Origin of the sequence: Boseongicola sp., assembly GCA_014075275.1 — a bacterium.
In the GTDB taxonomy this organism is placed as follows: domain Bacteria; phylum Pseudomonadota; class Alphaproteobacteria; order Rhodobacterales; family Rhodobacteraceae.
The window spans coordinates 3,117,520-3,140,387 of sequence record CP046179.1 but is presented as its reverse complement, the minus strand read 5'-3'; the positions used below and the strand labels follow the sequence as shown (position 1 = coordinate 3,140,387).

Genomic DNA, 22,868 nt, shown 5'->3' with positions numbered 1-22,868 from the left:
GACTCTATGCGCGATTCCGTAGCAACACCGGATTTGGTCGGAAATGCGCTACATTAGTCCGTTCTTCCCTGTTCGTGACATCATGCCGCGCCCGGATCGGGCTGCTATGTCGTTCTGGACATACACCTCTATTTCATCTGGTCCTAAAACGTAGTCTAAGCTGCGCTTAAGGCTAAACCCGCGCATGGGGCCTCGCATCCACTGAAGATGCGAATTAGACTTCATGCAATGGAGAATATCTGAATTATGCGTCAGCCCGATCTCGACACCTCGCCCAAAGTCTCGGACGAAGTGCGCAAAACCACCTGCTATATGTGCGCCTGTCGCTGTGGCATCAACGTCCACATGAAAGATGGCAAGGTCGCCTATATCGAGGGCAACCGCGATCACCCGGTCAATAAAGGCGTCCTGTGCGCTAAAGGATCGTCGGGCATTATGCAGCATCTTTCACCTGCCCGCCTGCGCGCGCCGATGAAACGGGTTGGACCGCGCGGTTCAGGCGAGTTTGAAGAGATCACATGGGAAGAAGCACTGGAAACTGCGTCGGCTTGGCTTAAGGCAATCCGTGAAACCGATCAGTCCAAACTCGCATTTTTCACTGGCCGCGATCAGTCGCAGTCTTTCACCAGTTTCTGGGCGCAAAGTTTTGGCACTCCGAATTACGCTGCCCACGGTGGTTTCTGCTCGGTCAATATGGCTGCAGCTGGCATCTACACCATGGGCGGCGCGTTCTGGGAGTTTGGCCAACCCGATTGGGACCGCACCAAGCTGTTCATGATTTTTGGTGTTGCCGAGGATCATGACTCAAACCCGATCAAAATGGGCTTGGGCAAGCTAAAGGAACGCGGCGCCAAAGTGATCGGCGTCAACCCCATCCGGTCTGGGTATAACGCCATTGCCGACGAATGGGTGGGCATCACGCCCGGCACTGACGGGCTGTTTATTCTAAGCCTGGTTCACTGCCTGATGAAGGCTGGCAAGATCGATCTGGAGTATCTCGCGCGCTTCACCGATGCGCCATGCTTGGTCAACGAAGACCCTGCCAGCGATGAACATGGGCTGATCCTGACCGATGAAGCCGGGAAAAAGCTGGTTGTCGACCGCCGCACCGGCAAGCCCGAGGCCTATGACACGCCTGGCGTCCAGCCCGATCTTGCCGGTTCCTGGCGGCACGCCGGTTTCACGCACCGCCCTGTTCTGCATCACATGGCCGACGCCTATCTGAAAGACGAATATACTCCCGAGGCCGTAGCACCAAAAGTCGGCATCAGCGCTGAACGCATTCGCGCCATCGCGGCGGATCTGGCCCGCGTGGCGTTCGATGAAGCTATCGAGCTTGATCGCGAATGGACCGATTTCCGGGGTGACAAACACACAAAGATGATCGGTCGTCCGGTGGCCTTTCACGCCATGCGCGGCATCAGCGCCCATTCCAACGGGTTTCAGACATGCCGCGCGCTGCACCTGTTGCAGATCATCCTTGGTTCGGTTGAAGTTCCAGGCGGGTTCCGTTTCAAACCACCTTATCCCAAGGCCGCCACTGCCCACCCAAAACCACACGCGAAACCGCAGCCCGGACAACCGCTAGATGGCCCGCACCTGGGATTCATTCACGGCCCGGACGACTTGCTAATCAAAGATGACGATCCTCAGATCAACGACCCCAACACTCCCAGACGTATCGACAAAGCGTTTACCTGGGAAAACCCGATGAGCGCGCACGGGCTCATGCACATGGTGATTTCTAACGCCCACGCCGGTGATCCCTACAAGATCGACACGCTGATGATGTATATGGCCAACATGGCCTGGAACTCGTCGATGAACACCAGTGGTGTCATGGAGATGCTGACGGACACCGACGAGGACGGCGAATATGTCATCCCCCACATCATCTACTCCGATGCCTATTCATCCGAAATGGTGGCTTACGCCGACCTCATCCTGCCTGACACAACTTACCTAGAACGCCACGACTGTATCTCGCTTCTCGATCGTCCGATTTGCGAAGCCAGTGCCGCCGCCGACGCCATCCGCTGGCCTGTTGTTGAACCTGATCGCGATGTGCGCGGCTTCCAATCGGTACTGTGCGAACTTGGCGGGATGCTTGGCTTGCCGGGCTTCACCAACGATGACGGAAGCCAGAAATACGCCGACTATGCGGATTACATCCAGAACCATGAACGCAAGCCAGGTATCGGCCCACTTGCAGGCTGGCGCGGTGATGGCAGCGAAAGCGGCCGTGGCGCGCCAAATCCCGACCAGATCGAGAAATACAAAGAAAATGGCAGCTTCTGGGTCAGCCACATCCCGGAAGAGGCGGAATTCTACAAACCCTGGAACAAGGCTTATCAGGACTGGGCGGTAAAAACCGGCATCTTTGACGCGCCGTCACCGTATCTTTTCACACTCTGGTGCGAACCGCTTCGCCGTTTCCAACTGGCTGCCGAAGGCAAACACCGCCGTCAACCGCCGGAGCACCTGAAAGAACGGATAAAGGAAACTATGGATCCGCTTCCGATCTGGTATCCTCCGTTCTCCGAGGCAGACGACGAGTTTACAATCCACGCCCTGACGCAACGCCCGATGGCAATGTATCACTCCTGGGGGTCGCAAAACGCCTGGTTGCGCCAAATCCATGGCCGCAACCCACTCTATGTCCCTACGAAATTGTGGGAGGCGAACAGCTTCGAAGACGGCGATTGGGCCCGCGTCACCTCGCCTCACGGCGAAATCACTGTGCCGGTTGCCCACATGGCAGCGCTGAATGGCAACACAGTCTGGACCTGGAACGCCATCGGCAAACGCAAAGGCGCGTGGGCGTTGGAAACCGATGCGCCGGAAGCTACCAAAGGCTTCCTGTTGAACCACATCATCCACGAGTTGTTGCCACCCAAAGGCGATGGTCTCCGCTGGGCCAACTCAGACCCAATCACTGGCCAAGCCGCCTGGTTCGACCTGCGCGTCAAAATCGAAAAGGTCGCCGCCCCGGCAGAATCCCAACCGGAAATTCCTGCGCAGAAAAGCCCGGTTGGCAAAGCGCCCGGCAGCGTCAAACAGAAGGTGGGCTCATGACCACACTACCCACCCACACCGAGAAATCTCTCGGCCTCGTCATCGACCTCGACACCTGCGTCGGTTGCCACGCCTGTGTGACTGCCTGCAAAGGCTGGAATACCGAGAACTATGGCGCGCCGCTGGCCGACACCGACGCTTATGGCGCCGAACCGGTGGGCAGTTTCCTCAACCGCGTTCACAGCTTCGAAGTCCAACCCGATACCGGCGGCCCGACCCAGCTTTTCCACTTCCCCAAATCTTGCCTTCACTGCGCCGATGCCCCCTGCGTCACCGTGTGCCCAACCGGGGCCAGCTATAAACGCGTTGAAGATGGGATCGTTCTGGTCAACGAAAGCGATTGCATCGGCTGCGGCCTTTGCGCTTGGGCCTGCCCATACGGCGCGCGTGAAATGGACCCGTCCGAAAAGGTTATGAAGAAATGTACGCTTTGCGTGGATCGCATCTATAACGAGAACCTGCCCGAAGAAGATCGCCAACCGGCATGCGTGCGCACTTGCCCCTCTGGAGCGCGCCACTTCGGTGACCTGGCCGACCCCGAAAGCGATGTCTCGAAACTAGTTGCAGATCGTGGCGGCATGGAACTGATGCCCGAACAAGGCACTGCTCCGGTAAACCGCTATCTACCGCCTCGCCCCAAAGACGAGGCACCGGACTTCGACATCCTCGCCCCCTATTTGACACCGGTCGACGAAGAGCCTTCAGGCTTCCTCGGCTGGCTCGATAAGACATTAGAAAGGATCGGCTAATGCATCCGGCACCGTCGATCATCGCATTCACCACGCTATCGGGCCTTGGCTTCGGCCTTTTGGCCCTTCTCGGCCTCGGCTATCCCGGTGTCACCGGTTGGACCGCTTTCGTCTTCTTCGTTATCGCCTATCTTCTGGCGGCAGGCGGGTTGGTCGCATCGACACTGCATCTCGGTCACCCGGAACGCGCGTTGAAGGCATTTACCCAATGGCGATCAAGTTGGCTTTCCCGCGAAGGCTGGCTGGCGGTTGCCACATTGATTGTCATGGCGCCTTATGGCGCTGGACTTGTCTTCGCGGACACGCGCCTGGGCTTTCTCGGCATCATCGGCGCGCTTCTTGCCGTTGGGACGATATTCGCAACCTCGATGATTTACACCCAACTGCGCACGGTGCCGCGATGGAATCACTGGTCGCCACCGGCGCTATTTCTGGCCTATGGCATCACCGGCGGCACGCTTCTAGCGGGGCAAGTCTCGGTCGCGATATGGTTTTTACCGCTTCTGGGTATCCTTCAGGTCGCGGCTTGGTACGATCAGGATCGCACCGAAGCTGCCTCGGATTCGACGATGGAAACTGCCACTGGGCTTGGCACTATCGGCAAGGTCCGCGCCTTTGAAGCGCCACATACAGGTGGCAATTATCTGACCCACGAAATGGTCTTCCGTGTCGCCCGCAAACACGCGCAAACGCTTAAGATCATTTCCCTTTCGCTAGCGGTTGTCTTGCCCGTATTGATCCTACTTTTGCCGTTCAGCCATGCCTTTGCAGTGGCGGCCATCCTGTCGCATTTGGCAGGCGTGTTTGTGCAACGCTGGTTGTTCTTTGCCGAGGCAAAACACGTCGTCGGACTGTATTACGGGCGCTAACCGCATAACGGGTATTCGGGTGGGGTGACGTTCTGTCAGTTGCTATTTTTCTGCAACTGCATAATGTCCGCGCAAATTCCGTCGGGTCAATCACCCGCAATATGCCGTCGGGTCAAAGACCCACAAACCAACGTCGGGTAAACGACCCGCAACTGACACTGGACTTTCAGGGAGACCACCATGACCAACGTCGTCATCGCCAGCGCCGCACGGACCGCCGTCGGCAGCTTCAGCGGCAGCTTTGCCAACACACCCGCACACGATCTTGGTGCCTCTGTTCTTGAGGCGCTGGTTGAACGCGCAGGCGTCGACAAGGCTGACGTTTCCGAAACGATACTTGGTCAGGTTCTGACAGCAGCACAAGGCCAGAACCCGGCCCGTCAGGCACACATCAACGCTGGCTTGCCACAAGAAAGCGCCGCTTGGTCCATCAATCAGGTATGCGGTTCCGGCCTGCGCACCGTTGCATTGGGTGCCCAGCACATCATGCTGGGCGACGCCAACATCGTCGCTGCTGGTGGTCAGGAAAACATGTCGATGAGCCCCCATGCTCAGGCCATCCGCGCCGGTCAAAAGATGGGCGATCTGAAACTGATCGACACGATGATCAAAGACGGGCTTTGGGACACCTTCAACGGCTATCACATGGGTCAGACAGCCGAGAACGTCGCCGAGAAATGGCAGATCAGCCGCGAAACCCAGGACGAATTCGCACTGGCCAGCCAAAACAAAGCCGAAGCTGCGCAGAAGGCTGGCAAGTTCGATGACGAAGTCATCGACTTCACCATCAAGACCCGCAAGGGTGATATTCTGGTTAACAAAGATGAATACATCCGCCACGGCGCAACGATCGAAAACATGCAGAAACTGCGCCCGGCCTTTGCCAAAGACGGCTCGGTCACAGCAGCCAACGCATCCGGCATCAACGACGGCGCCGCTGGCGTCCTCTTGATGAGCGCTGATGAAGCTGAAAAGCGCGGCATCAACCCAATGGCCCGCATCGCATCCTATGCGACAGCCGGTCTGGACCCGTCGATCATGGGCGTGGGTCCGATTTACGCATCGCGCAAAGCACTGGACAAAGCAGGTTGGTCGGTCAGCGATCTGGATCTGGTTGAAGCCAACGAGGCTTTTGCCGCTCAGGCCTGCGCGGTTAACAAAGACATGGGCTGGGACCCGGAAATCGTGAACGTCAACGGCGGCGCTATCGCTATTGGCCACCCCATTGGTGCCTCAGGTGCCCGGGTCCTGAACACACTGCTGTTCGAAATGCAGCGCCGCGATGCCAAAAAAGGTCTGGCTACACTGTGTATCGGTGGCGGCATGGGCGTTGCCCTGTGCGTCGAGCGCCCCTGAAGGTTTTGCGTGGCCCCAATTCTTGGGACCACGCGGTAAACGGGGGGCGCTGCCCCCCTCTTGGCCGAGACGGCCAATTCACCCCCCGGAGTATTTCTGAGCAGAAAGAAGCCTCCGAGTTTCGAGATTTATGAAGGAGACGAAAATGGGACGTGTAGCACTGGTCACCGGCGGATCACGCGGGATTGGCGAAGCGATTTCGAAGAAACTGAAGGCCGAAGGTTATGAAGTCGCGGCGACTTACGCGGGCAATGACGAAAAGGCTGCCGCGTTTACAGCGGAAACCGGCATCAAGACCTACAAATGGAATGTGGCTGATTATGACGCCTCAGCCGCAGGAATTGCCCAGGTAGAGGCCGATCTTGGCCCGATCGATGTGATCGTTGCAAACGCCGGTATTACCCGTGACGCCCCTTTCCACCGTATGACACCTGAGCAGTGGAACGAGGTGATCGGCACGAACCTGACAGGCGTGTTCAACACTGTGCACCCTGCCTGGCCTGGAATGCGTGAGCGCAAATTTGGCCGCGTAATCGTGATCAGCTCGATCAATGGCCAGAAGGGCCAGTTCGCACAGGTAAACTATGCCGCGACGAAAGCTGGCGATTTGGGCATTGTGAAGTCACTTGCGCAAGAAGGTGCACGCGCCGGGATCACAGCCAACGCGATTTGCCCAGGCTACATTGCGACCGAGATGGTCATGGCTGTTCCCGAAAAGGTTCGCGAGTCGATCATCGGCCAAATTCCAGCCGGTCGTTTGGGTGAACCAGAAGAAATTGCGCGTTGCGTTGCATTCCTGGCATCGGACGACGCTGGATTTATCAATGGTTCGACAATTTCAGCGAACGGCGCTCAGTTCTTCGCTTAATTCAACTGAGGCGCAACAAGCTTCGAAAGTCCGCATCCCAACAGATGCGGGCTTTTTTTATTGCAAAGCCGTGAGGACAGTGCTGATAAGTTTGGGGGGCGGTTAGTGACTTAACCGCTCAATTTCCTCTTTAATCTTTAATTTTTGCTTTTTGAGCGCCGTAATCTGAAGATCATCAAAAGCCGGGCTGCGCTGTGCCTGTTCGACTTCCTGTGAGAGTGTGTCGTGTTTCTTACGGAGTTCCTGCAGGTGCGAACTCATGCTCATTGTCGTCCTCCTCTTTTGAATATTCCCCAAGTGCAGCACGAAATCTGATTCGAGTCACGCCTTGCGCTTGGAAAAACTGTGTTCGGCAACTAACGGCCTAATTCTTACTTAAGTGCTAAAATCGCGTCTGAAAGGCTTTCAGAGTCACGAAGCACCGATTTCGCAGCCGGTGAATAGCTGTCGCCGTCAGCAATATGCTTGGCACCATCATGCAAAACTAAGGGATATTGCAACCGAAACGCGCCCTTTGCACCTTTGCGAGCGGATAGAATAAAATGCTCGCTATCATGGTTTTTTCTTGCCACCAGAGGCTGAACCGACACATCTCCGACACGATCATCCAAAGTCGCCAGAACATCACTCAATCGCGATGTACGCTGGATTAATGTCAGCCTTCCCTTGGGCTTAAGTCGACGTACGGCCACATCGACCCAATCAGTCAATGGGGTTTCTTCACCCCGCCCCAGTTCGCGCCCGATCTCGGCTGACTCTGAACCTGTTCGACGATCAAAGTACGGAGGATTGGCAAAAACATGATCGTAAGAAACCGCCTTAATAGGCTCTGGCAGAGCCATCAAATTTGCCGTGACGATTTCTGCTTTTAGCCCGTTTGCTTCGCCATTCTCGCGCGCCAGATGAGCCAGTTCATGTTGGAATTCTACGCCCGTTGCGCTCAGGCCAGATACCCGTCGCATTAGGCAATACAGCGCAACCCCAACACCGCATCCTAACTCTAAGACACTTTCACCTGACTTTGCCGGTACCGCTGCGGCCAGAAACACCGGATCTGCCCCTGCACGATATCCTTTTATGGGCTGTCGGATCACCAGCCGCCCGTCTAAAAACTCGTCTTGAGTGGTATCCGTCATGACCCGAATGGGATGTCGTTGTCTTTCAGCACGTGGCTGGCGCGAAAATGATCTTTCTCGCGCACCATCAACCTTCGCGGCAACACACCAATTGATCCTTCGAGCACACTCATGTGGACGTCCATCTCGAAGAAGTCTATATCCTCGCCTTCAAGGAGAGCTTTCGCGAAAGCGATGAGTGTTGGATCATTGGTGCGCAAAAGCTCTTTCATGGGATGGACATAATGGCAGACGATTGGGTTTGTCGAGCAATCTAACGAGCGTGTGATGGGATTAGATACCCCGACTGCGGCCAAGCCGCATGAAAAGTTGGCGTCTTACCTTGCCGACGATCTTATGGCGGTCAATGCCCTGATCCGCCAGCGGATGGCGTCAGAGCATGCACCCCGCATTCCGGAAGTTACGGCGCACCTTGTTGAAGCAGGTGGAAAACGCCTGCGCCCAATGCTGACTTTGGCCGCGGCGCGGCTTTGCGGTTACGAAGGTGAACATCACCGCCGCTTGGCCGCGACGGTCGAATTTATACACACCGCAACGCTGTTGCATGACGATGTGGTCGATGAAAGCAATCAGCGTCGCGGGCGCCCCACGGCCAATTTGCTGTGGGACAATAAATCTTCGGTGTTGGTTGGTGATTACCTATTCGCACGTTCGTTTCAATTGATGGTCGAAACTGGCTCGCTTCGTGTATTGGATATCCTTGCGAACGCCTCTGCAACTATTGCAGAAGGCGAAGTGCTGCAACTGACAGCGGCGGCCAACCTGGCGACAACAGAAGACATCTACCTACAGGTCGTCCGCGGAAAGACAGCCGCACTGTTTGCGGCAGCTTGCGAAGTTGGCGGTGAAATCGCAGGCATCGAAAAGGACCAGCTTGAGGCACTCCAAACCTATGGCGACGCTCTCGGAATCGCGTTCCAAATTGCAGATGATTTGCTGGACTACGGCGGTGATTCAAATCTAACCGGTAAGAACATTGGTGACGACTTTCGCGAACGAAAACTTACACTGCCCGTCATAAAGGCGATAGCGCAGGCCGATGAAACGCAAACAGCGTTCTGGCAACGCACTATCGCAAAAGGCGATCAGCACGACGGCGACCTCGAAACCGCTCTGGAGTATATCGATCTTCACGGCACGATGGCTGCTACGGGCGATGAAGCGTTGCACTGGTCTCAGACTGCGAAGAATGCTCTAAATGTACTGCCCAAGCACCCCGTTAGGGAAATGCTCGCTGAACTCGCCGACTATGTCGTTGCACGATTGCACTGACAAATCCGGCATACCTTTTGGCAAAGATACTCTGGAGTCTGGGGCAAGGCCCCAGCGGATCGGCGCAGCGAAATTGCACCGATATCAAATGGCGACAGGTCGCGACATCTGAGACATATCTCCCAACTGACAGGCCTTAACCCACCAATTAGGATGCGCAGTCTTCGCAGCGGCTTCGACTTTCTTGGCGGCATTCAGGTCATCGAACAACGCAAAACAGCTCGCCCCGGATCCCGACATACGGGCCAGACGTGATCCCTCCAGAGATGACAGAAAGTTCAAGACTTCGGTTACAACTGGCGCGATGGTTGTCGCCGGAACCTCCAAATCATTGCGGCATCGCACCAACCAATCGATCAAGTCTCTGGTTGTCGCAAACGAGGGGATCGCTTCGCGCATAGGCGAAATACTTGATGTCATTAAAGCTCCGAACACTGCAGGGGTCGCGACCGGCACGCGCGGATTTACCAACAGTGCTGACAAAGGCGGCAGGTTAATTTCGGTCAAGATTTCACCGACACCTCGTGCGCGCATAGGGCGTGATAAATAGCACATCGGAACATCGACACCGATCGCCAGCATCTTGCTCTTTCCGGACAATGCGCGCTTTGCACCGCACAACTGCTCCATTCCTCGCCATGCCGCAGCAGCATCTGCAGATCCGCCGCCGATCCCCGATGCCGTAGGAAGGTTTTTTTCAAGAAGAATTTCTACCGGTTGACCCGCGCCCGCCAGTTCGGCGGCGCGCAACGCTAAATTGCTCGCGTCAGTCGGAACACCACTAGCCTCTGGCCCGCTGACCGTGAGTGACATGGTGTTTGACTTTCGGATTCTAAGACTGTCGCCAATGGGCGCAAAAACAACTAGCGAGTCCAACTCATGATAGCCGTCCGACCTTCGGCCTGTGACATGTAAGGTCAGATTGATCTTTGCCGGCGCAAAGACACTAACCGTCATTCGCCATTCTCAGAGGGGACTCACCCTCTTCTTCCAGAACCTGGTCCAGTCCCACGTCCAATTTGCGTCTGATCCGGTCAGGATCCGCGTCTCCATTGTCGTTGGCACCCCCAATGAACGACAGGGCGCGGTGCCACTGAAACTCGGCTTCGCGAAAGCGACCAACTGCCCAATAAACGTCACCAAGATGGTCATTGACCACCGGGTCAATCGCCATCAGTTCAACTGCACGCTCCATATGGCCCACAGCTTCATCATAACGCCCTAGCCGATAAAGACCCCAGCCAAGACTATCGATGATGTAACCTGACTCGGGTCGCAACGCGACGGCCCGCTCGATCATATCGAGCGCCTCATCCAAATTTAGCTGCATTTCAAGGAAGGAATAACCAAGATAATTCAAAACCTGCGGCTGTTCGGGACGCAGTTCGAGCGCTTTGCGGAAGTCGGTCTCTGCGTTTTCCCATTGGTCTGTTCGTTCGTGAACAATCCCTCTGGCAAAATACATGATCCAATGCTGCTCTTCCGGCGTCACAATCAACTCGATGGCCGCGTCATAGGCTCCAATTGCCTCTTCAAACCGATCCAGACCACGAAGCGTATCTCCGAGGTTCACGTGAACCAACGGTATGTCAGCATGGCTCTCTGCCAGCTGCCGCAGCACTTCCACGGCCTCGTCGTTACGATCGGCCTGACGCAATGCAGCCGCACGCCCTAGTTCTGCAGCATAGAACGCCGGGGCGTCCCGTGGAACGGTGTCATAGACCTGGGTTGCCAGTTCATATTGATCCAGAGATTCCAGAAGCTCCGCCGTCAAAAGCAAGGCGTCAACATGATCAGACCGAAGCGCCAGGGCCATCCGTCCATATAGCAGTGTGTATGCATCCTGAGCCTCGCCCCTAAGAGCGCCTGCAATTGAGTGATAGACTTCTGCGACCCCGTCTGTAGGAGAACGAACGGCATCAAATGTAAGCGTCTCACCCGACGCCAGTTGCTCTTGCAAAACCAGCATGGTTGGATCAGCCGCATTGCCCGCCACTACTCCGACAATTTCCAAAGCGTCTTCATTGCGCTCAAGCTGGCTTAGCACCTGCGAATAAGCGATTATGCCACGACGAGTCAGTCTCAGGTTCGGGCCGGAGTCGCCGGAAAAAATTTCCGCAGCGCCTTCGTAGTCACCCACCGACGCGAGGGCCAAAGCCTTGTGATAGAGTCCGAATGCCTGAACACCGTCACTTGTTGCCACAGCGTCAAAACTGGCAATCGCATCGCCGACACGACCGGCCCCCAGTTCTGACCATGCTCGAACCAACCCGTCAAAAAGCGGTCCGACGGAATTTCCGGCATTCAGGTAATCAAGCGCAGTCTCCCATTCGCCGCGCGCGGCCACATCCCCTAAAAGCACCAAATCGGCAAGTTGGCTACGAATATCCATCTCATCCAGGCGGCGCGCCATTGGGGCGGCTCTCTCAAGATCACCAAGCCCCAGATAGGCCGTCATTCCATTTTCAAGAATGACTGGGTTTGTAGAGTCGCCAAGCAGCGCCCGCGTGAACTGACGCGACGCTTCGGCATAGTCATTGTCAATAATCGCACTTCGAGCAGCCAAATAGGCACCTGCATTGCCGTCTGCTATTACCGGCCCGCCAGCCGCAATGGCACCTACGATCATGAAAACTTGGCGCAGACGCATGGATCGTCCTTTCAATCAGTTCGCAAAAAACCTACGTCGCCCGCACGGACCATGCAACGTGTCCTGCGACGATAGTGAGTATTCTGACGCGAGTGTGACCTGCCATTCTGGTCGGGATCAGCGGCAATTTGCCTACATATTTGGATAGTTAGGCCCGTCGCCGCCCTGCGGAGTCGTCCAGTTAATGTTCTGGCTTGGATCTTTGATGTCACAGGTTTTGCAGTGAACACAGTTCTGGAAGTTTATGACAAAGTTTTCGTCGACAACTTCATAAACACCTGCCGGGCAATAGCGTTGCGCCGGTTCTGCAAATTTCGGCATGTTGACAGACATTGGTACAGCAGCATCCAGCAGCTTCAGGTGCGCCGGCTGGCTTTCCTCGTGATTGGTCATCGAGAAACTAACGTTCGTAAGCCGGTCAAAGCTGAGTTTCCCGTCCGGTTTCGGATAGGAAATGGGCTCGAAATCGGCAGCTTGCCCGGTCGCCTCAGCATCGGATTTTCCGTGCCCGACGGTCCCCAACAGCGAAAACCCGAGAGTATTCGTCCACATGTCGAAACCACCAAGCGTGAGCGAAGCCAGAAGTCCGCGCTTGGACCAAAGTGGCTTCACGTTGCGAACTTTTTTCAGGTCCTTCCCGATCGGCCCTTCGCGCAGTTCAGCCGAATAGTCGGCAAGCGTATCGCCCGAGCGACCTTCCTGAATAGCGCTATAGGCGTGTTCGGCAGCGGCTTTGCCGGACAGCATGGCATTGTGATTACCCTTGATGCGCGGAACGTTGACCAGCCCAACTGAGCAACCCAACAGGGCGCCACCGGGGAAGGAGGCTTCTGGCATGGACTGATATCCACCTTCGGTGATTGCGCGCGCTCCGTAAGCGACCCGTTTGCCGCCCTCCAACAGCTTCGCGACCATTGGGTGATGCTTAAAGCGCTGGAACTCCATGTATGGGTACAGATGCGGGTTTTTGTAGTTCAGATGAACCACGAAACCCACGTAAACTTGGTTGTTGTCCAAGTGATAGATGAAAGAACCGCCCCCAGCGTTCGACCCCAAGGGCCAGCCCATTGTATGTGTTACGCTTCCCTCGCGGTGCTTCTCCGGATCAATCTCCCAGATTTCTTTCATACCCAAGCCATATTTCTGCGGCTCGGAATTGGCGTCCAGCGCGTATTTCGCGATCACTTGTTTTGAAAGCGATCCACGCACGCCTTCGCCCAGAAAAACGTATTTGCCGTGCAGTTCCATACCCGGCTCGTAAGCATCACTCGGGGTGCCGTCGGAGTTCAGACCAAACTCGCCAGCGACAACGCCTTTGACCTCGCCGTTGTCGCCAAAGATCAATTCGGAGCAGGCCATGCCAGGGAAAACTTCGACGCCCATTTCTTCGGCTTGCTCCGCCATCCAGCGGCATACATTGCCCATTGAAACGATGAAGTTGCCATGGTTGTTCATAAGCGGCGGCATCGGGAAGTTTGGAATGCGGATCTGCCCGGCTTCGCCAAGCATATAGAAATTGTCGTCCTTAACCGGCACATTCAGGGGTGCGCCTTTGGCCTTCCAGTCTGGGATCAAAGCATCCAGACCAACCGGGTCCAAAACCGCGCCGGAAAGAATATGGGCTCCTACCTCGGACCCCTTTTCAAGCACGACCACATCCAGGTCTGCGTCAAGCTGTTTCAGCCGAATAGCGGCCGACAGACCAGCAGGGCCAGCTCCGACAATAACAACGTCGTATTCCATGCTTTCGCGTTCGATCTCGGCCATATCAGATCCTTTGATGCCAACGTGCTTCGTTCAGACCGTTTATTCACCGAAGAGCCGCTGCGTCAATTGTCTCTGTTAGCCATCACCGTTAATTGGCAAGTGTTTTTTGAAATGATTTGATTTCAGATAATGGTTGGCACCCAGGATCACGAGAATTGAGAAGTATCCATCGACAGCATAATGGTATCCTGTCCAGATTGATGTGAAGAGAATGAGCGCAGTCAAAATCCAGAAAAACATTCCAAGCGTCAGCGATTTCTCTGAAAAATACAGCGCTGCAACTGCAGCCATCGCGACGTGAACGCTTGGAAACGCGGAAATGCCGGATCCAATAGATTGACGCTCTTCACTGTAGGACGTCCAAAGAAGTTCTTGCGCCCTGAATATCCAGCTTTCCTTTAGGCCGCTGGCATTCAAGGCAGCAATCAAATCTGCGAAGCCATCGCCCCCAAACACTCGATCATAGTAGATTGGACCCGCCGAGTAGCCGAATAGCGCAACAAAGTTTCCGAGAAAAATCCACGAGATCAAATAAAGGATGACAAATCGCCTAAAGCGTTCCGGCTTCTCGCCCAGCAAAACCATGATGACCGGCAGATAGAACGCCGTGATTGCCCACAGTTGTCCATAAGTGGCCTCGGCAAACTTAATGAAATCGTTAAAACCCAACCAATCTGTAATCCCATGAGCAAGATACCATGCGTCATTTCCGAAATGCAGCGCGCGATCCAGAGCGGCAAATTGTTCTTCCGCAAAAAAACGCTCTAATCCAATTGCGTCAACGATCAGAGGAAACGATGTCTTTATTCCAGAGAAGGCCGAAAGAAATAGAGCAGAGACTAGAACCACCAAAGACGCCACCAAAATACGTCTTAAAAAGGCGAAAATGTCTGAGCTAGACCAGTATGACCAAATCAAAATAATTATGACGGCGGCATGATCGTAGGGCATGGATCTGACGTTGGACATCATTTCCACAAAAAACTCAGCAGAACCGCCAAGCGGTTGCGACCAAAGCAATGCAGTCAAAAGCGTCGAAACCAAAAAATAGATTGCAGCCGAAAATGCAAAAAATCGCATGCGCAAACCTTACTAGTTGCATTTTCTTAGCGGAACTACAGTGAACCCGCCAACGACCAGCACTTGGACGCTACATTGCGCCATTTGGTGTAGCCAAGGCGCAACGACCAATTAACCGCCAAGAATTTCAATGATGAAATTGCTTCTTGTCAATTAACAAAGCACTTTGTCGAGCTCAGATATTGAGCGTTTCAACGCCACGTAAAGAAGTTAGTATTGACTCTGACGGTCAGCGTTGGATTTAACGTCCAAGTTCGCATTATCTTAGTTCGCTCCGCCAAAGGGCAATTCGATGGAAAAAATACCGCTTACGCGCGCGGGTCACACTGCGCTCAATGAAGAATTGAAGAAGCTCAAGTCTGAGGAACGACCGGCTGTGATCCGGGCGATTGCCGAGGCTCGCGAACATGGCGACTTAAGCGAAAACGCCGAATACCATGCCGCCCGCGAAAAACAGAGCTTCATAGAAGGGCGCGTGAAGGAGCTGGAAGGCATTCTTTCCCTTGCTGATGTTATCGACACATCAAAATTATCAGGTTCGATCAAGTTCGGTGCAGTGGTCACTTTGGTTGACGAAGATACCGACGAAGAAAAGACCTATAAGATTGTTGGCGAGCCCGAGGCGGACATCGAGGCGGCCAAGCTGAATATCAAGTCGCCCCTTGCGCGCGCCTTGATTGGCAAGGAAGAGGGCGACAGCGTCGAGGTGCGCACTCCTGGCGGCGAAAAAGCCTATGAAGTTCTAAAAATCGAATACTCCTAAATCGAAGGGACCGATCAGACCATGTCTGACGATCAGCAACCCAAGCCGCCTGTCGATCTGGGAATTTACTCGCGACAGGCTGCTGAAGTGGGCCTTGACCCGGCGGATCGGATTGCACTGATCGTCTCGGCGGTATGGGTTTTAATTTGCGTATTATTTCTGCTGGTTGTCGGCCTGGGAGATGCCAGCATATTGGGTCCGATGCGCTATCTGATCGTTGCTTTGACGGTTCTCGTGCCTGTAGCCTTGATCTGGATTGCAGCTTTGGCTGTCAAAAGTGCGCGCATCATTCGCGAGGAAAGTGAACGGTTGCAAATATCGATGGATGCTATGCGTCAGATATATGTGACCCAGGCACAGATGGCAGCAACCACGATGGGTCCAAACGTCGAGCGCAAAATCGATGAAATCGTAAAGGGGCAAAAACGCGCTGAAACCGCACTTGAGCATTTCGCCACATCGCGCACCACACCTGCGGCGCCATCCCCAGAGCGTCCGGTCGTTCCCGCTCCTCAGCCCGACCCACGGCGCAACTTGCCAGAAGAGCAGCCCGATCTGGCGCTTGGCACCACCGCCGAAGATTATGCCAATCCAGTCTCTACGGCGGATTTCATCACTGCGATGAATTTCCCGGAAACTGCTGATGACCGCGCGGGCTTTGATGCCTTGAGGCGAGCGCTGGCTGACCGGCGGGCATCACGTTTGATCCGCGCCAGCCAAGACATTCTGACTCTGCTCAGCCAGGATGGCATCTATATGGATGACCTGAACCCCGACCGTGCACGTCCCGAGTTCTGGCGCCGGTTTGCCTTGGGCGAGCGCGGCCGTACGGTCGCGACTCTTGGTGGCATTCGCGACAGGTCTTCGCTGGCTCTGACGGCGGCGCGTATGCGCCAGGACTCAATTTTTCGGGACGCGGCTCATCACTTCTTGCGCACATTTGATAAAACTCTGGCCAGCATTGCCGATGGCTTAAGTGATCAGGAAATTGCGGCCATCGCGGAAACCAGAACAGCGCGCGCATTCATGCTATTGGGGCGTGTTGCCGGGATTTTCGATTAAGAGCGGCCTAGAGAAATAGCGCGTCGATGTAATCATCGTCATCATGATCATCGTGAAGATGGCCATCGGCAGCCAGCCAGTCTTCCTCGTTCGCATAGAGCTCGTGCGCGTCAAATTCCACTATCGGCAGCAAGTCGGCCAAATCAACGGGATCTTCTGTGGCGTCGTCTTCTGGTGCGTCGCCGTCTTTTGTACTAGCGGCCAATGCAATGGCCGCACCGCCACCCATTCCGAAGACAGCGCCGATAATCAGTGCCAGCAACCCAATGATAGCGCCGACACCACCACCGCCGCCGCCGTCATCACCGGGAGCAGCAGGAGGCGGATCGGACGGAGCTGGATCATCGGCAGGGGGAGCCGCGGCTCCTCCGGATCCATACAGAAGTTGGACGCCGGAAATGTCCCCATCGCCCAGTGCATCAGTCGATACATAGGGGTTCATGATTTCGGACGTGTCATTGACATGCCCTAGACCCAGGATGTGGCCCACTTCGTGCAATGCGACTGCATAGAAGTCCAACCCACCGCCGCCGTATGGCGACCAGAAGACATCCGAATCCATTGTGATGTCCGCATCGAAAATGCGGTCAACTTCGGGATCAGGATAATAGCTGTAGCTGGCCAATCCGACCGTGCTGCCAGCCAGGTAACCCATCGAGACTTCGACGTTGGCAGACGCATCGGTTGTAAAAGTAAAGTCAATATCCGCGGCCTGTTCCCACCGGTCGAACGCAGCGGTCATCGCATCCTCAAAGTCATCGACCCCGTAAACCGATCCGTCAAAGCTCAGCCCCGACGAGAGATCCATGTTCCATGTGATCTCGCCGCTGGCTTCACCCAACGTGTTAGACCCCCACTTAAGGTCACCTGCGTTGTAACTCATATCCGCCTCAACGGTTTAGTGTCGCGTATTCTTCACGACTTTTAATCATCTCTAGGTCACAGAATGAGACTTAACAACGGCGGAAATGTGGCAGCGCAAACTGGCCGCAAGTAATTATTGGTCTTTCAACTGGCAACAATGGACCAAATTAAGGCGGAATTGTTACCAAATAAAAAAGGGCGCGCCCTCTGGCACGCCCCATCTAATCTTCCGATACTGACTTGTTGATCAAGCGTTACCGGTCGCCGAAGTAACGTCAACGCTGACGCCCGGACCCATAGTCGATGTCAGTGACACCTTCTTCATGTATGTGCCTTTTGCGCCCGCTGGCTTTGCCCTCGAGACGGCTTCGACAAACGCGCGAACGTTCTCGACAAGCTTCCCTTCATCAAACGACACCTTGCCAATACCGGCATGAATTACGCCCGCCTTTTCGGCCTTGAATGTCACCTGACCACCTTTGGCAGCCGCTACAGCCTCGGTCACGTCCATTGTAACCGTTCCGATTTTCGGGTTTGGCATAAGGTTACGTGGGCCAAGAACCTTACCCAGACGACCAACGATTGGCATCATGTCCGGGGTTGCAATGCAGCGGTCAAAGTCGATCTTGCCGCCCTGAACCGCTTCCATCAAGTCTTCTGCGCCAACGATGTCTGCGCCAGCCTTTTCAGCCTCTTCAGCTTTTGGTCCGCGTGCGAATACTGCCACACGAACCGTCTTGCCTGTGCCATTTGGCAATGTGACCGAGCCGCGAACCATCTGGTCAGCATGACGGGGGTCAACGCCCAAGTTCATTGCAATCTCGACTGACTCATCGAACTTGGTGTTTGAATTCGATTTGATCAGGCTCACCGCTTCTTCAACGGTAACGTCGCTCTTGCCGGCAAAGGCCTCACGTGCACTGCGCGTGCGTTTTCCTAGTTTTGCCATCGTCTTACCCTTTCACCTCGATACCCATCGACCGAGCCGAACCGAGAATGATTTGCATCGCGGCTTCTACGTCGTTGGCGTTGAGATCCTTCATTTTGGCTTCGGCAATCTCACGCAACTGCTTTGGCGTGACCGAACCAACGACTTCGCGCGAAGGGGTGTTGGCACCTGACTTCAGCTTGGCCGCTTTCTTCAGGAAATAGGACGCAGGTGGCGTCTTGATTTCCATCGAGAAGGACTTGTCCTGGTAATATGTGATGACCGTTGGGCAAGGCGCGCCCGGGTCCAGTTCTTGGGTCTTTGCGTTGAAAGACTTACAGAATTCCATGATATTGATGCCGCGCTGACCCAGCGCCGGTCCAACCGGCGGAGAAGGGTTTGCTTGTCCGGCAGGCACCTGAAGTTTCAGCTGCCCAACAACTTTCTTGGCCATTGGCCATCTCCTTTTAGCAACGTCCCCAAATCGCGTATCGGGAACTTATGTCGATGTGGTCCGGTCTGACGGTCGCGACCGCCTCGCCTCCCACATGGGAATCCCGTTTCAGGGACTGGCGGGGAATACAGCGGAGTTGTTTTGTTTGCAAGGGTCTTAAGTACGTTGGCGTTGTGCGAAGCCAACGTCAGCTTGGAGCCCATATGACCGGGCCGTGCTTGGCGATGCGGGCGGCTTGAAAGCGAGTACATTGCGTAGATAGCGGAAAACATGCTCAACTTGAAAAATCGATTAATAGGCAGTTGGGGCGCATTCACTAGAGCGCCCAAATTTCGAAAGAACATCGTATGAACTCAGTAAAAGTTCTATTTGCTACGACCCTAGGTACAGGCCACTTCAATCCACTAGTTCAATACGCAAAGGAAATGTCCCGTCGCGGCCATAATGTGGCGTTCGCGGCTAGGATCGAACTCGCTGATCGTATCTCAGCTTTGGGATTTAAGCACTTTGTCCTAGACCGGCCCGATCAGAAGGAGCTGGAAGCAATTTGGGCGCGAACTAAGGGTCTTTCTGAAGAAGAGACTATCAGAATTTACGTCAAAGAGACATTTGGCGGGGTGACCGCTCGTGCCGCATTGCCTTCGATGCGGGACGCGATTGCGGATTGGAGCCCTGACCTTGTCGTGCGGGAAACTGTGGAGTTTTCGAGTATCGTTGCGGCACAGGCGGCTGGCATACCTCATGCACGCGTTGAGGTTCATGCAGCGCAAGGCGAAGAGAAGTATAGTTATGCTGGTGTGGAAGCCCTTGATGCGCTTCGCGAAGGCCTTGGTTTAAGTGCTGATGGCGGCGATGCGTATCTAAGGGAACCGGCATTTTCCTCGTTTCCCGAGGCATTGGATGGAATGGTTGCTCGTCGTGGCGTGCCAACATTTAGGGTTGGCCCCTCTGATACCAGCAAACGCCATGAAGTATCGGACGCGAGTTGGACAAGAGATGACGGCAGGCCACTGGTCTATGTGACCTTTGGTACTGCAACTCAGAACTTTGATCATGCAAAATCAATCTATCGCGTCGCACTGGAAGCTGTTTCGGAACTGCCAATACGCGCGCTATTGACCACAGGTTCGGAGCTTTCTCCCGACGTCATCGGAGCAATTCCTGAAAACACGACCGTTCTGCCTTGGGTCGCACAGGTGGACGTATTTCCATTGGCCTCCGCCATGTTGCACCACGGGGGATCTGGTACTTTGCTTGGTGGCCTTGCGGCGGGGCTACCAATGGTAGTAGCGCCACTTTTCGCTGATCAGCCCATCAACGCCAAGCAGGTCGAAGAATCAGGCGCAGGTCTGGCGGTGCTCGATCCTTCGCCTGCCAAACTACGTTCGGCAATTGAACGCGTGCTCTCGCAAAAGAAATTCCAGAACGGCGCAAAAGGAATAGCGGCTGACATGGCAAAAATGCCCAAGATAAAGGTCGCCGTTGATAAACTACTAGAGCCGATAGTTGGATAGAATTGAGTAGCACAGCTCAAATTTTGAACAGTTCACGTGGGAGATTACAATGACCGTTTAGTCCGGCGATCCATCTGATTAATCCCAAAGCACCAATTCGGTGCCCGTTCACCTAGCTAGACGTCGCCTTAGCTCTGCTTCGCAACCTGAGTGAATTCCAGTTCAACTGGCGTTGCGCGGCCGAAGATAGACACGGTAACTTTCAGGCGCTGGTTCTCGTCATCAACCTCTTCAACCGTGCCGTCAAAATCTTCAAACGGACCGTCATTGACTTTGACCTTCTCGCCAACCTCGAAGCTAATCAGCAACTTCGGAGCACCTTCGCCCTCTTCAACACGGTTCAGGATCGCGTTCACTTCGGCATCGCGCATCGGCATCGGACGGCCCTGAGGCCCTAGGAAACCAGTGACGCGGTTGATCGAATTGATCAGGTGATATCCCTCGTCCGACATCTCCATCCGAACCAGAACATAACCGGGCATAAAGCGGCGTTCTGCGGTTACTTTCTTGCCGCGACGGATTTCGATGACTTCTTCAGTTGGAACCAGAACCTCTTCGATCTGATCTTCCAACCCGGCATCCGCCACGGAATGGCCGATTTGCTCGGCAATCTTCTTTTCGAAGTTCGAGAGCACGCTCACCGAATACCAACGCTTAGCCATCTGTTTTCCGTCCCTATTTCGCGCGATCCGAGTCGCTGGAATAAAAGCGGCGTGCAACTTGATTCGTTGCACGCCTTATGGGGCACGCAATACCGGCCCTTGCAACGGATTTCAAGGGGATCGCGGCGGCTCGTTATTGGGGATGTAGGATAGGGCCGGTTAGCTGACGAATGTCAGCAAGCCTTCCAGTCCCATGCGGATAATCCAGTCAACAAAGGAAAAGAATATCGCCGTGATGATCGACAGTGCGAACACCATCACAGATGTCAGCGCAACTTCGCGACGCGACGGCCAAACAACTTTGGCAACCTCGGAACGGGTCTGCTGAAGGAACTGAAGCGGGTTCGTGGCCATCTGGCGAAATCTCCTGCGGATCGATGGGCAGATACGCCTTTGTTGATTGGTTTTCAACCCTTCTCGGCAGAAGCGTTGAGAAGAAGGGGATATCTCGCGTTGATGTGACCCCGGGTCCAACGGTAGCATTAAATCACCGCGGACCTTCGCGCTCAAAGTGGCGGATGAAATGGTAAATAATTGGTAATCGCAACGAGCGCAGCGGCATGGCATGTGTACTTCCAGAGACGGCGTTAATTCGCAAGTTTCCTCAATTTTTCATGCAAACCAGTCTGTCTGTATCGCGTCGGTATCACGTCGGTGCCCCTAGCGCGTGTTGCGCGTTCGCACACAAGATAATGGGGAGCGTTAAACAGTATGAGTAAAACGTTAAGATGCCGAGCAGCGGCCGCAGGACGGACAAATCGCAAATACTGTGCTACGAAAATGCGCATGTCAGATAGGAGAAGACATGGGATGCTGCACCCCGGCCGAGCGGGCCGCCTCTGAGCGGTTCGGTGACGCCTATCATCGTTCGACATTGCCAGTAATGCTGAAAATCGAGCGCGAAGTTTTTGGTGGCGACTATGGCGGCAACAGTTGGACCACCAAGGAACAGGCCAATCTGATCGCAGAATTGATGCACCTTGGGCCGAATTCCAAATTTGCGGATCTTGGAGCGGGCAGCGGCTGGCCGGCCATTCACATTGCAAAAGCCACCGGCAGTCATGCGGCCCTGTTTGATTTACCCGATATCTCTGTCCGGATTGCACAAGAGCGTGCAATTACCGAGGGACTGTCCGACTGCGTAACGGCCCATGTGGCCGACGCCGCAGAATTGCCGGTTGATGATGGGACATATGACGCCATCAGTCACAGTGATCTTCTGTGTTGTCTTGTCCGCAAAGAAGACGTGTTGAAAGAGTGTCGCCGGGTCGTGCGCGGCGGTGGATGTATGGTGTTTACAGTTGTGTTGGTGCCCAAAGGGCTAAAACCGGCGGACCTCGACCGGGCGATAGCCAATGGTCCCGAGTTCGTCGATGCCCCCGCCGACTATCCGACTCTACTGGATCGGTCGGGATGGCGCATAGACCAGAAGATCGACCTCACAGCTGAATTTCTAAGCACCTGCACAAGACAGCTTCAGGCTGACCGCATGTATCGCGGCGAGTTGGTCGATGTTATGGGCGAAGAAGAAACGGACGCGCGGATCGAGAACTGGCGCTGCAAGGCTGAGGCTATTCGGGAAGGTTTGCTGACGCGCGAGTTGTTCTCCTGCCGCCCTTCAGATGTCTGAGCGCAAGACCGCTCTCACGGAATAACATTGACACTTGAAGAAAGGGCCTTGGCAGGGGCTGAGGGTCTCGAACCCACGACCTACGGTTTTGGAGACCGTCGCTCTACCAACTGAGCTAAACCCCTAAGGCCGATAGTCGAATTATGCGAGCATGAACCGACACGCAAGG

The 22,868-nt window shown here is 54.9% G+C and carries 22 protein-coding genes and 1 tRNA gene; 10 read left to right on the top strand and 13 right to left on the bottom strand.

Annotation, left to right across the window (positions count from 1 at the left end):
- The first annotated feature begins 246 nt into the window (after window positions 1-246).
- The 5 genes from GKR98_15715 to phbB all read left to right on the top strand — a co-directional run bounded on the left by GKR98_15715 (window position 247) and on the right by phbB (window position 6,917).
- Entirely contained in the window at window positions 247-3,075 is a 2,829-nt protein-coding gene (locus GKR98_15715; protein ID QMU59500.1) for a molybdopterin-dependent oxidoreductase, read from the top strand.
- Complete coding sequence (locus GKR98_15710; GenBank protein QMU59499.1) at window positions 3,072-3,824, top strand: 4Fe-4S dicluster domain-containing protein; 753 nt, start codon at window positions 3,072-3,074, stop codon at window positions 3,822-3,824. The genes GKR98_15715 and GKR98_15710 overlap by 4 nt, the downstream gene beginning before the upstream one ends.
- Complete coding sequence (locus tag GKR98_15705; protein ID QMU59498.1) at window positions 3,824-4,693, top strand: dibenzothiophene desulfurase; 870 nt, start codon at window positions 3,824-3,826, stop codon at window positions 4,691-4,693. The genes GKR98_15710 and GKR98_15705 overlap by 1 nt, the downstream gene beginning before the upstream one ends.
- A 180-nt stretch (window positions 4,694-4,873) precedes the next feature.
- A complete protein-coding gene (locus GKR98_15700; protein ID QMU59497.1) occupies window positions 4,874-6,049 on the top strand; it encodes an acetyl-CoA C-acyltransferase in 1,176 nt (391 codons plus the stop codon).
- Between the two features lie 145 nt (window positions 6,050-6,194).
- Entirely contained in the window at window positions 6,195-6,917 is a 723-nt protein-coding gene (gene phbB / locus GKR98_15695; protein QMU59496.1) for an acetoacetyl-CoA reductase, read from the top strand.
- Window positions 6,918-7,019: 102 nt separating this feature from the next.
- On the opposite strand, the gene GKR98_15690 is transcribed toward phbB, so the two are convergent.
- From GKR98_15690 to GKR98_15680, 3 genes are all read right to left on the bottom strand, one after another.
- Window positions 7,020-7,184, bottom strand: coding sequence for a DUF465 domain-containing protein (locus GKR98_15690; GenBank protein QMU59495.1), 165 nt, complete (start codon window positions 7,182-7,184; stop codon window positions 7,020-7,022).
- A gap of 104 nt (window positions 7,185-7,288) precedes the next feature.
- Window positions 7,289-8,053 carry a methyltransferase gene (locus GKR98_15685; protein ID QMU59494.1) on the bottom strand — a complete coding sequence of 255 codons (765 nt, stop codon included), beginning with the start codon at window positions 8,051-8,053 and terminating at the stop codon, window positions 7,289-7,291.
- Window positions 8,050-8,265: a DUF2007 domain-containing protein gene (locus GKR98_15680; GenBank protein QMU59493.1), complete on the bottom strand. Its 216-nt coding sequence runs from the start codon at window positions 8,263-8,265 to the stop codon at window positions 8,050-8,052. The genes GKR98_15685 and GKR98_15680 overlap by 4 nt, the downstream gene beginning before the upstream one ends.
- Window positions 8,266-8,320: 55 nt before the next feature.
- On the opposite strand from GKR98_15680, the gene GKR98_15675 reads away from it, so the two are divergent.
- On the top strand, window positions 8,321-9,325 hold the full coding sequence (locus GKR98_15675) for a polyprenyl synthetase family protein (GenBank protein ID QMU59492.1): 1,005 nt from the start codon (window positions 8,321-8,323) through the stop codon (window positions 9,323-9,325).
- Between the two features lie 84 nt (window positions 9,326-9,409).
- On the opposite strand, the gene GKR98_15670 is transcribed toward GKR98_15675, so the two are convergent.
- The 4 genes from GKR98_15670 to GKR98_15655 form a co-directional block, all read right to left on the bottom strand.
- On the bottom strand, window positions 9,410-10,282 hold the full coding sequence (locus GKR98_15670; protein ID QMU59491.1) for a 4-(cytidine 5'-diphospho)-2-C-methyl-D-erythritol kinase: 873 nt from the start codon (window positions 10,280-10,282) through the stop codon (window positions 9,410-9,412).
- Window positions 10,272-11,975 (bottom strand): tetratricopeptide repeat protein, encoded by a 1,704-nt coding sequence (locus GKR98_15665; protein ID QMU59490.1) that lies wholly within the window; start codon window positions 11,973-11,975, stop codon window positions 10,272-10,274. The genes GKR98_15670 and GKR98_15665 overlap by 11 nt, the downstream gene beginning before the upstream one ends.
- A gap of 132 nt (window positions 11,976-12,107) precedes the next feature.
- Entirely contained in the window at window positions 12,108-13,742 is a 1,635-nt protein-coding gene (locus GKR98_15660) for an FAD-binding protein (GenBank protein ID QMU59489.1), read from the bottom strand.
- Between the two features lie 75 nt (window positions 13,743-13,817).
- The gene (locus GKR98_15655) at window positions 13,818-14,822 is read right to left on the bottom strand and encodes a hypothetical protein (GenBank protein QMU59488.1); all 1,005 of its coding nucleotides are present in this window, start codon (window positions 14,820-14,822) and stop codon (window positions 13,818-13,820) included.
- A 292-nt stretch (window positions 14,823-15,114) separates the two neighbouring features.
- Between GKR98_15655 and greA the strand changes: the two genes are divergently transcribed.
- Together greA and GKR98_15645 are read left to right on the top strand one after the other, a co-directional pair.
- Entirely contained in the window at window positions 15,115-15,585 is a 471-nt protein-coding gene (gene greA, locus GKR98_15650) for a transcription elongation factor GreA (protein QMU59487.1), read from the top strand.
- 21 nt (window positions 15,586-15,606) lie between these two features.
- Entirely contained in the window at window positions 15,607-16,647 is a 1,041-nt protein-coding gene (locus tag GKR98_15645; GenBank protein QMU59486.1) for a hypothetical protein, read from the top strand.
- A gap of 7 nt (window positions 16,648-16,654) precedes the next feature.
- Here GKR98_15645 and GKR98_15640 read toward each other — a convergent pair whose 3' ends face one another.
- From GKR98_15640 to rplK, 3 genes are all read right to left on the bottom strand, one after another.
- Window positions 16,655-17,530 (bottom strand): matrixin family metalloprotease, encoded by an 876-nt coding sequence (locus GKR98_15640; protein QMU59485.1) that lies wholly within the window; start codon window positions 17,528-17,530, stop codon window positions 16,655-16,657.
- Between the two features lie 228 nt (window positions 17,531-17,758).
- Window positions 17,759-18,460, bottom strand: coding sequence for a 50S ribosomal protein L1 (rplA, locus tag GKR98_15635; GenBank protein QMU59484.1), 702 nt, complete (start codon window positions 18,458-18,460; stop codon window positions 17,759-17,761).
- Between the two features lie 4 nt (window positions 18,461-18,464).
- A complete protein-coding gene (gene rplK / locus GKR98_15630) occupies window positions 18,465-18,893 on the bottom strand; it encodes a 50S ribosomal protein L11 (protein QMU59483.1) in 429 nt (142 codons plus the stop codon).
- A 347-nt stretch (window positions 18,894-19,240) separates the two neighbouring features.
- Here rplK and GKR98_15625 point away from each other — a divergent pair, with 347 nt between their 5' ends.
- Window positions 19,241-20,407, top strand: a complete 1,167-nt coding sequence (locus GKR98_15625) for a hypothetical protein (protein ID QMU59482.1) — start codon at window positions 19,241-19,243, stop codon at window positions 20,405-20,407.
- 128 nt (window positions 20,408-20,535) lie between these two features.
- Here GKR98_15625 and nusG read toward each other — a convergent pair whose 3' ends face one another.
- On the bottom strand, window positions 20,536-21,069 hold the full coding sequence (gene nusG, locus GKR98_15620) for a transcription termination/antitermination protein NusG (GenBank protein ID QMU59481.1): 534 nt from the start codon (window positions 21,067-21,069) through the stop codon (window positions 20,536-20,538).
- Window positions 21,070-21,228: 159 nt separating this feature from the next.
- Window positions 21,229-21,423, bottom strand: a complete 195-nt coding sequence (gene secE / locus GKR98_15615) for a preprotein translocase subunit SecE (GenBank protein QMU59480.1) — start codon at window positions 21,421-21,423, stop codon at window positions 21,229-21,231.
- Window positions 21,424-21,874: 451 nt separating this feature from the next.
- Here secE and GKR98_15610 point away from each other — a divergent pair, with 451 nt between their 5' ends.
- Window positions 21,875-22,699, top strand: coding sequence for a methyltransferase domain-containing protein (locus GKR98_15610; protein QMU59479.1), 825 nt, complete (start codon window positions 21,875-21,877; stop codon window positions 22,697-22,699).
- Between the two features lie 49 nt (window positions 22,700-22,748).
- Here the strand turns inward: GKR98_15610 and GKR98_15605 are convergent.
- Window positions 22,749-22,824, bottom strand: a tRNA-Trp gene (locus tag GKR98_15605).
- Window positions 22,825-22,868: the final 44 nt, after the last annotated feature.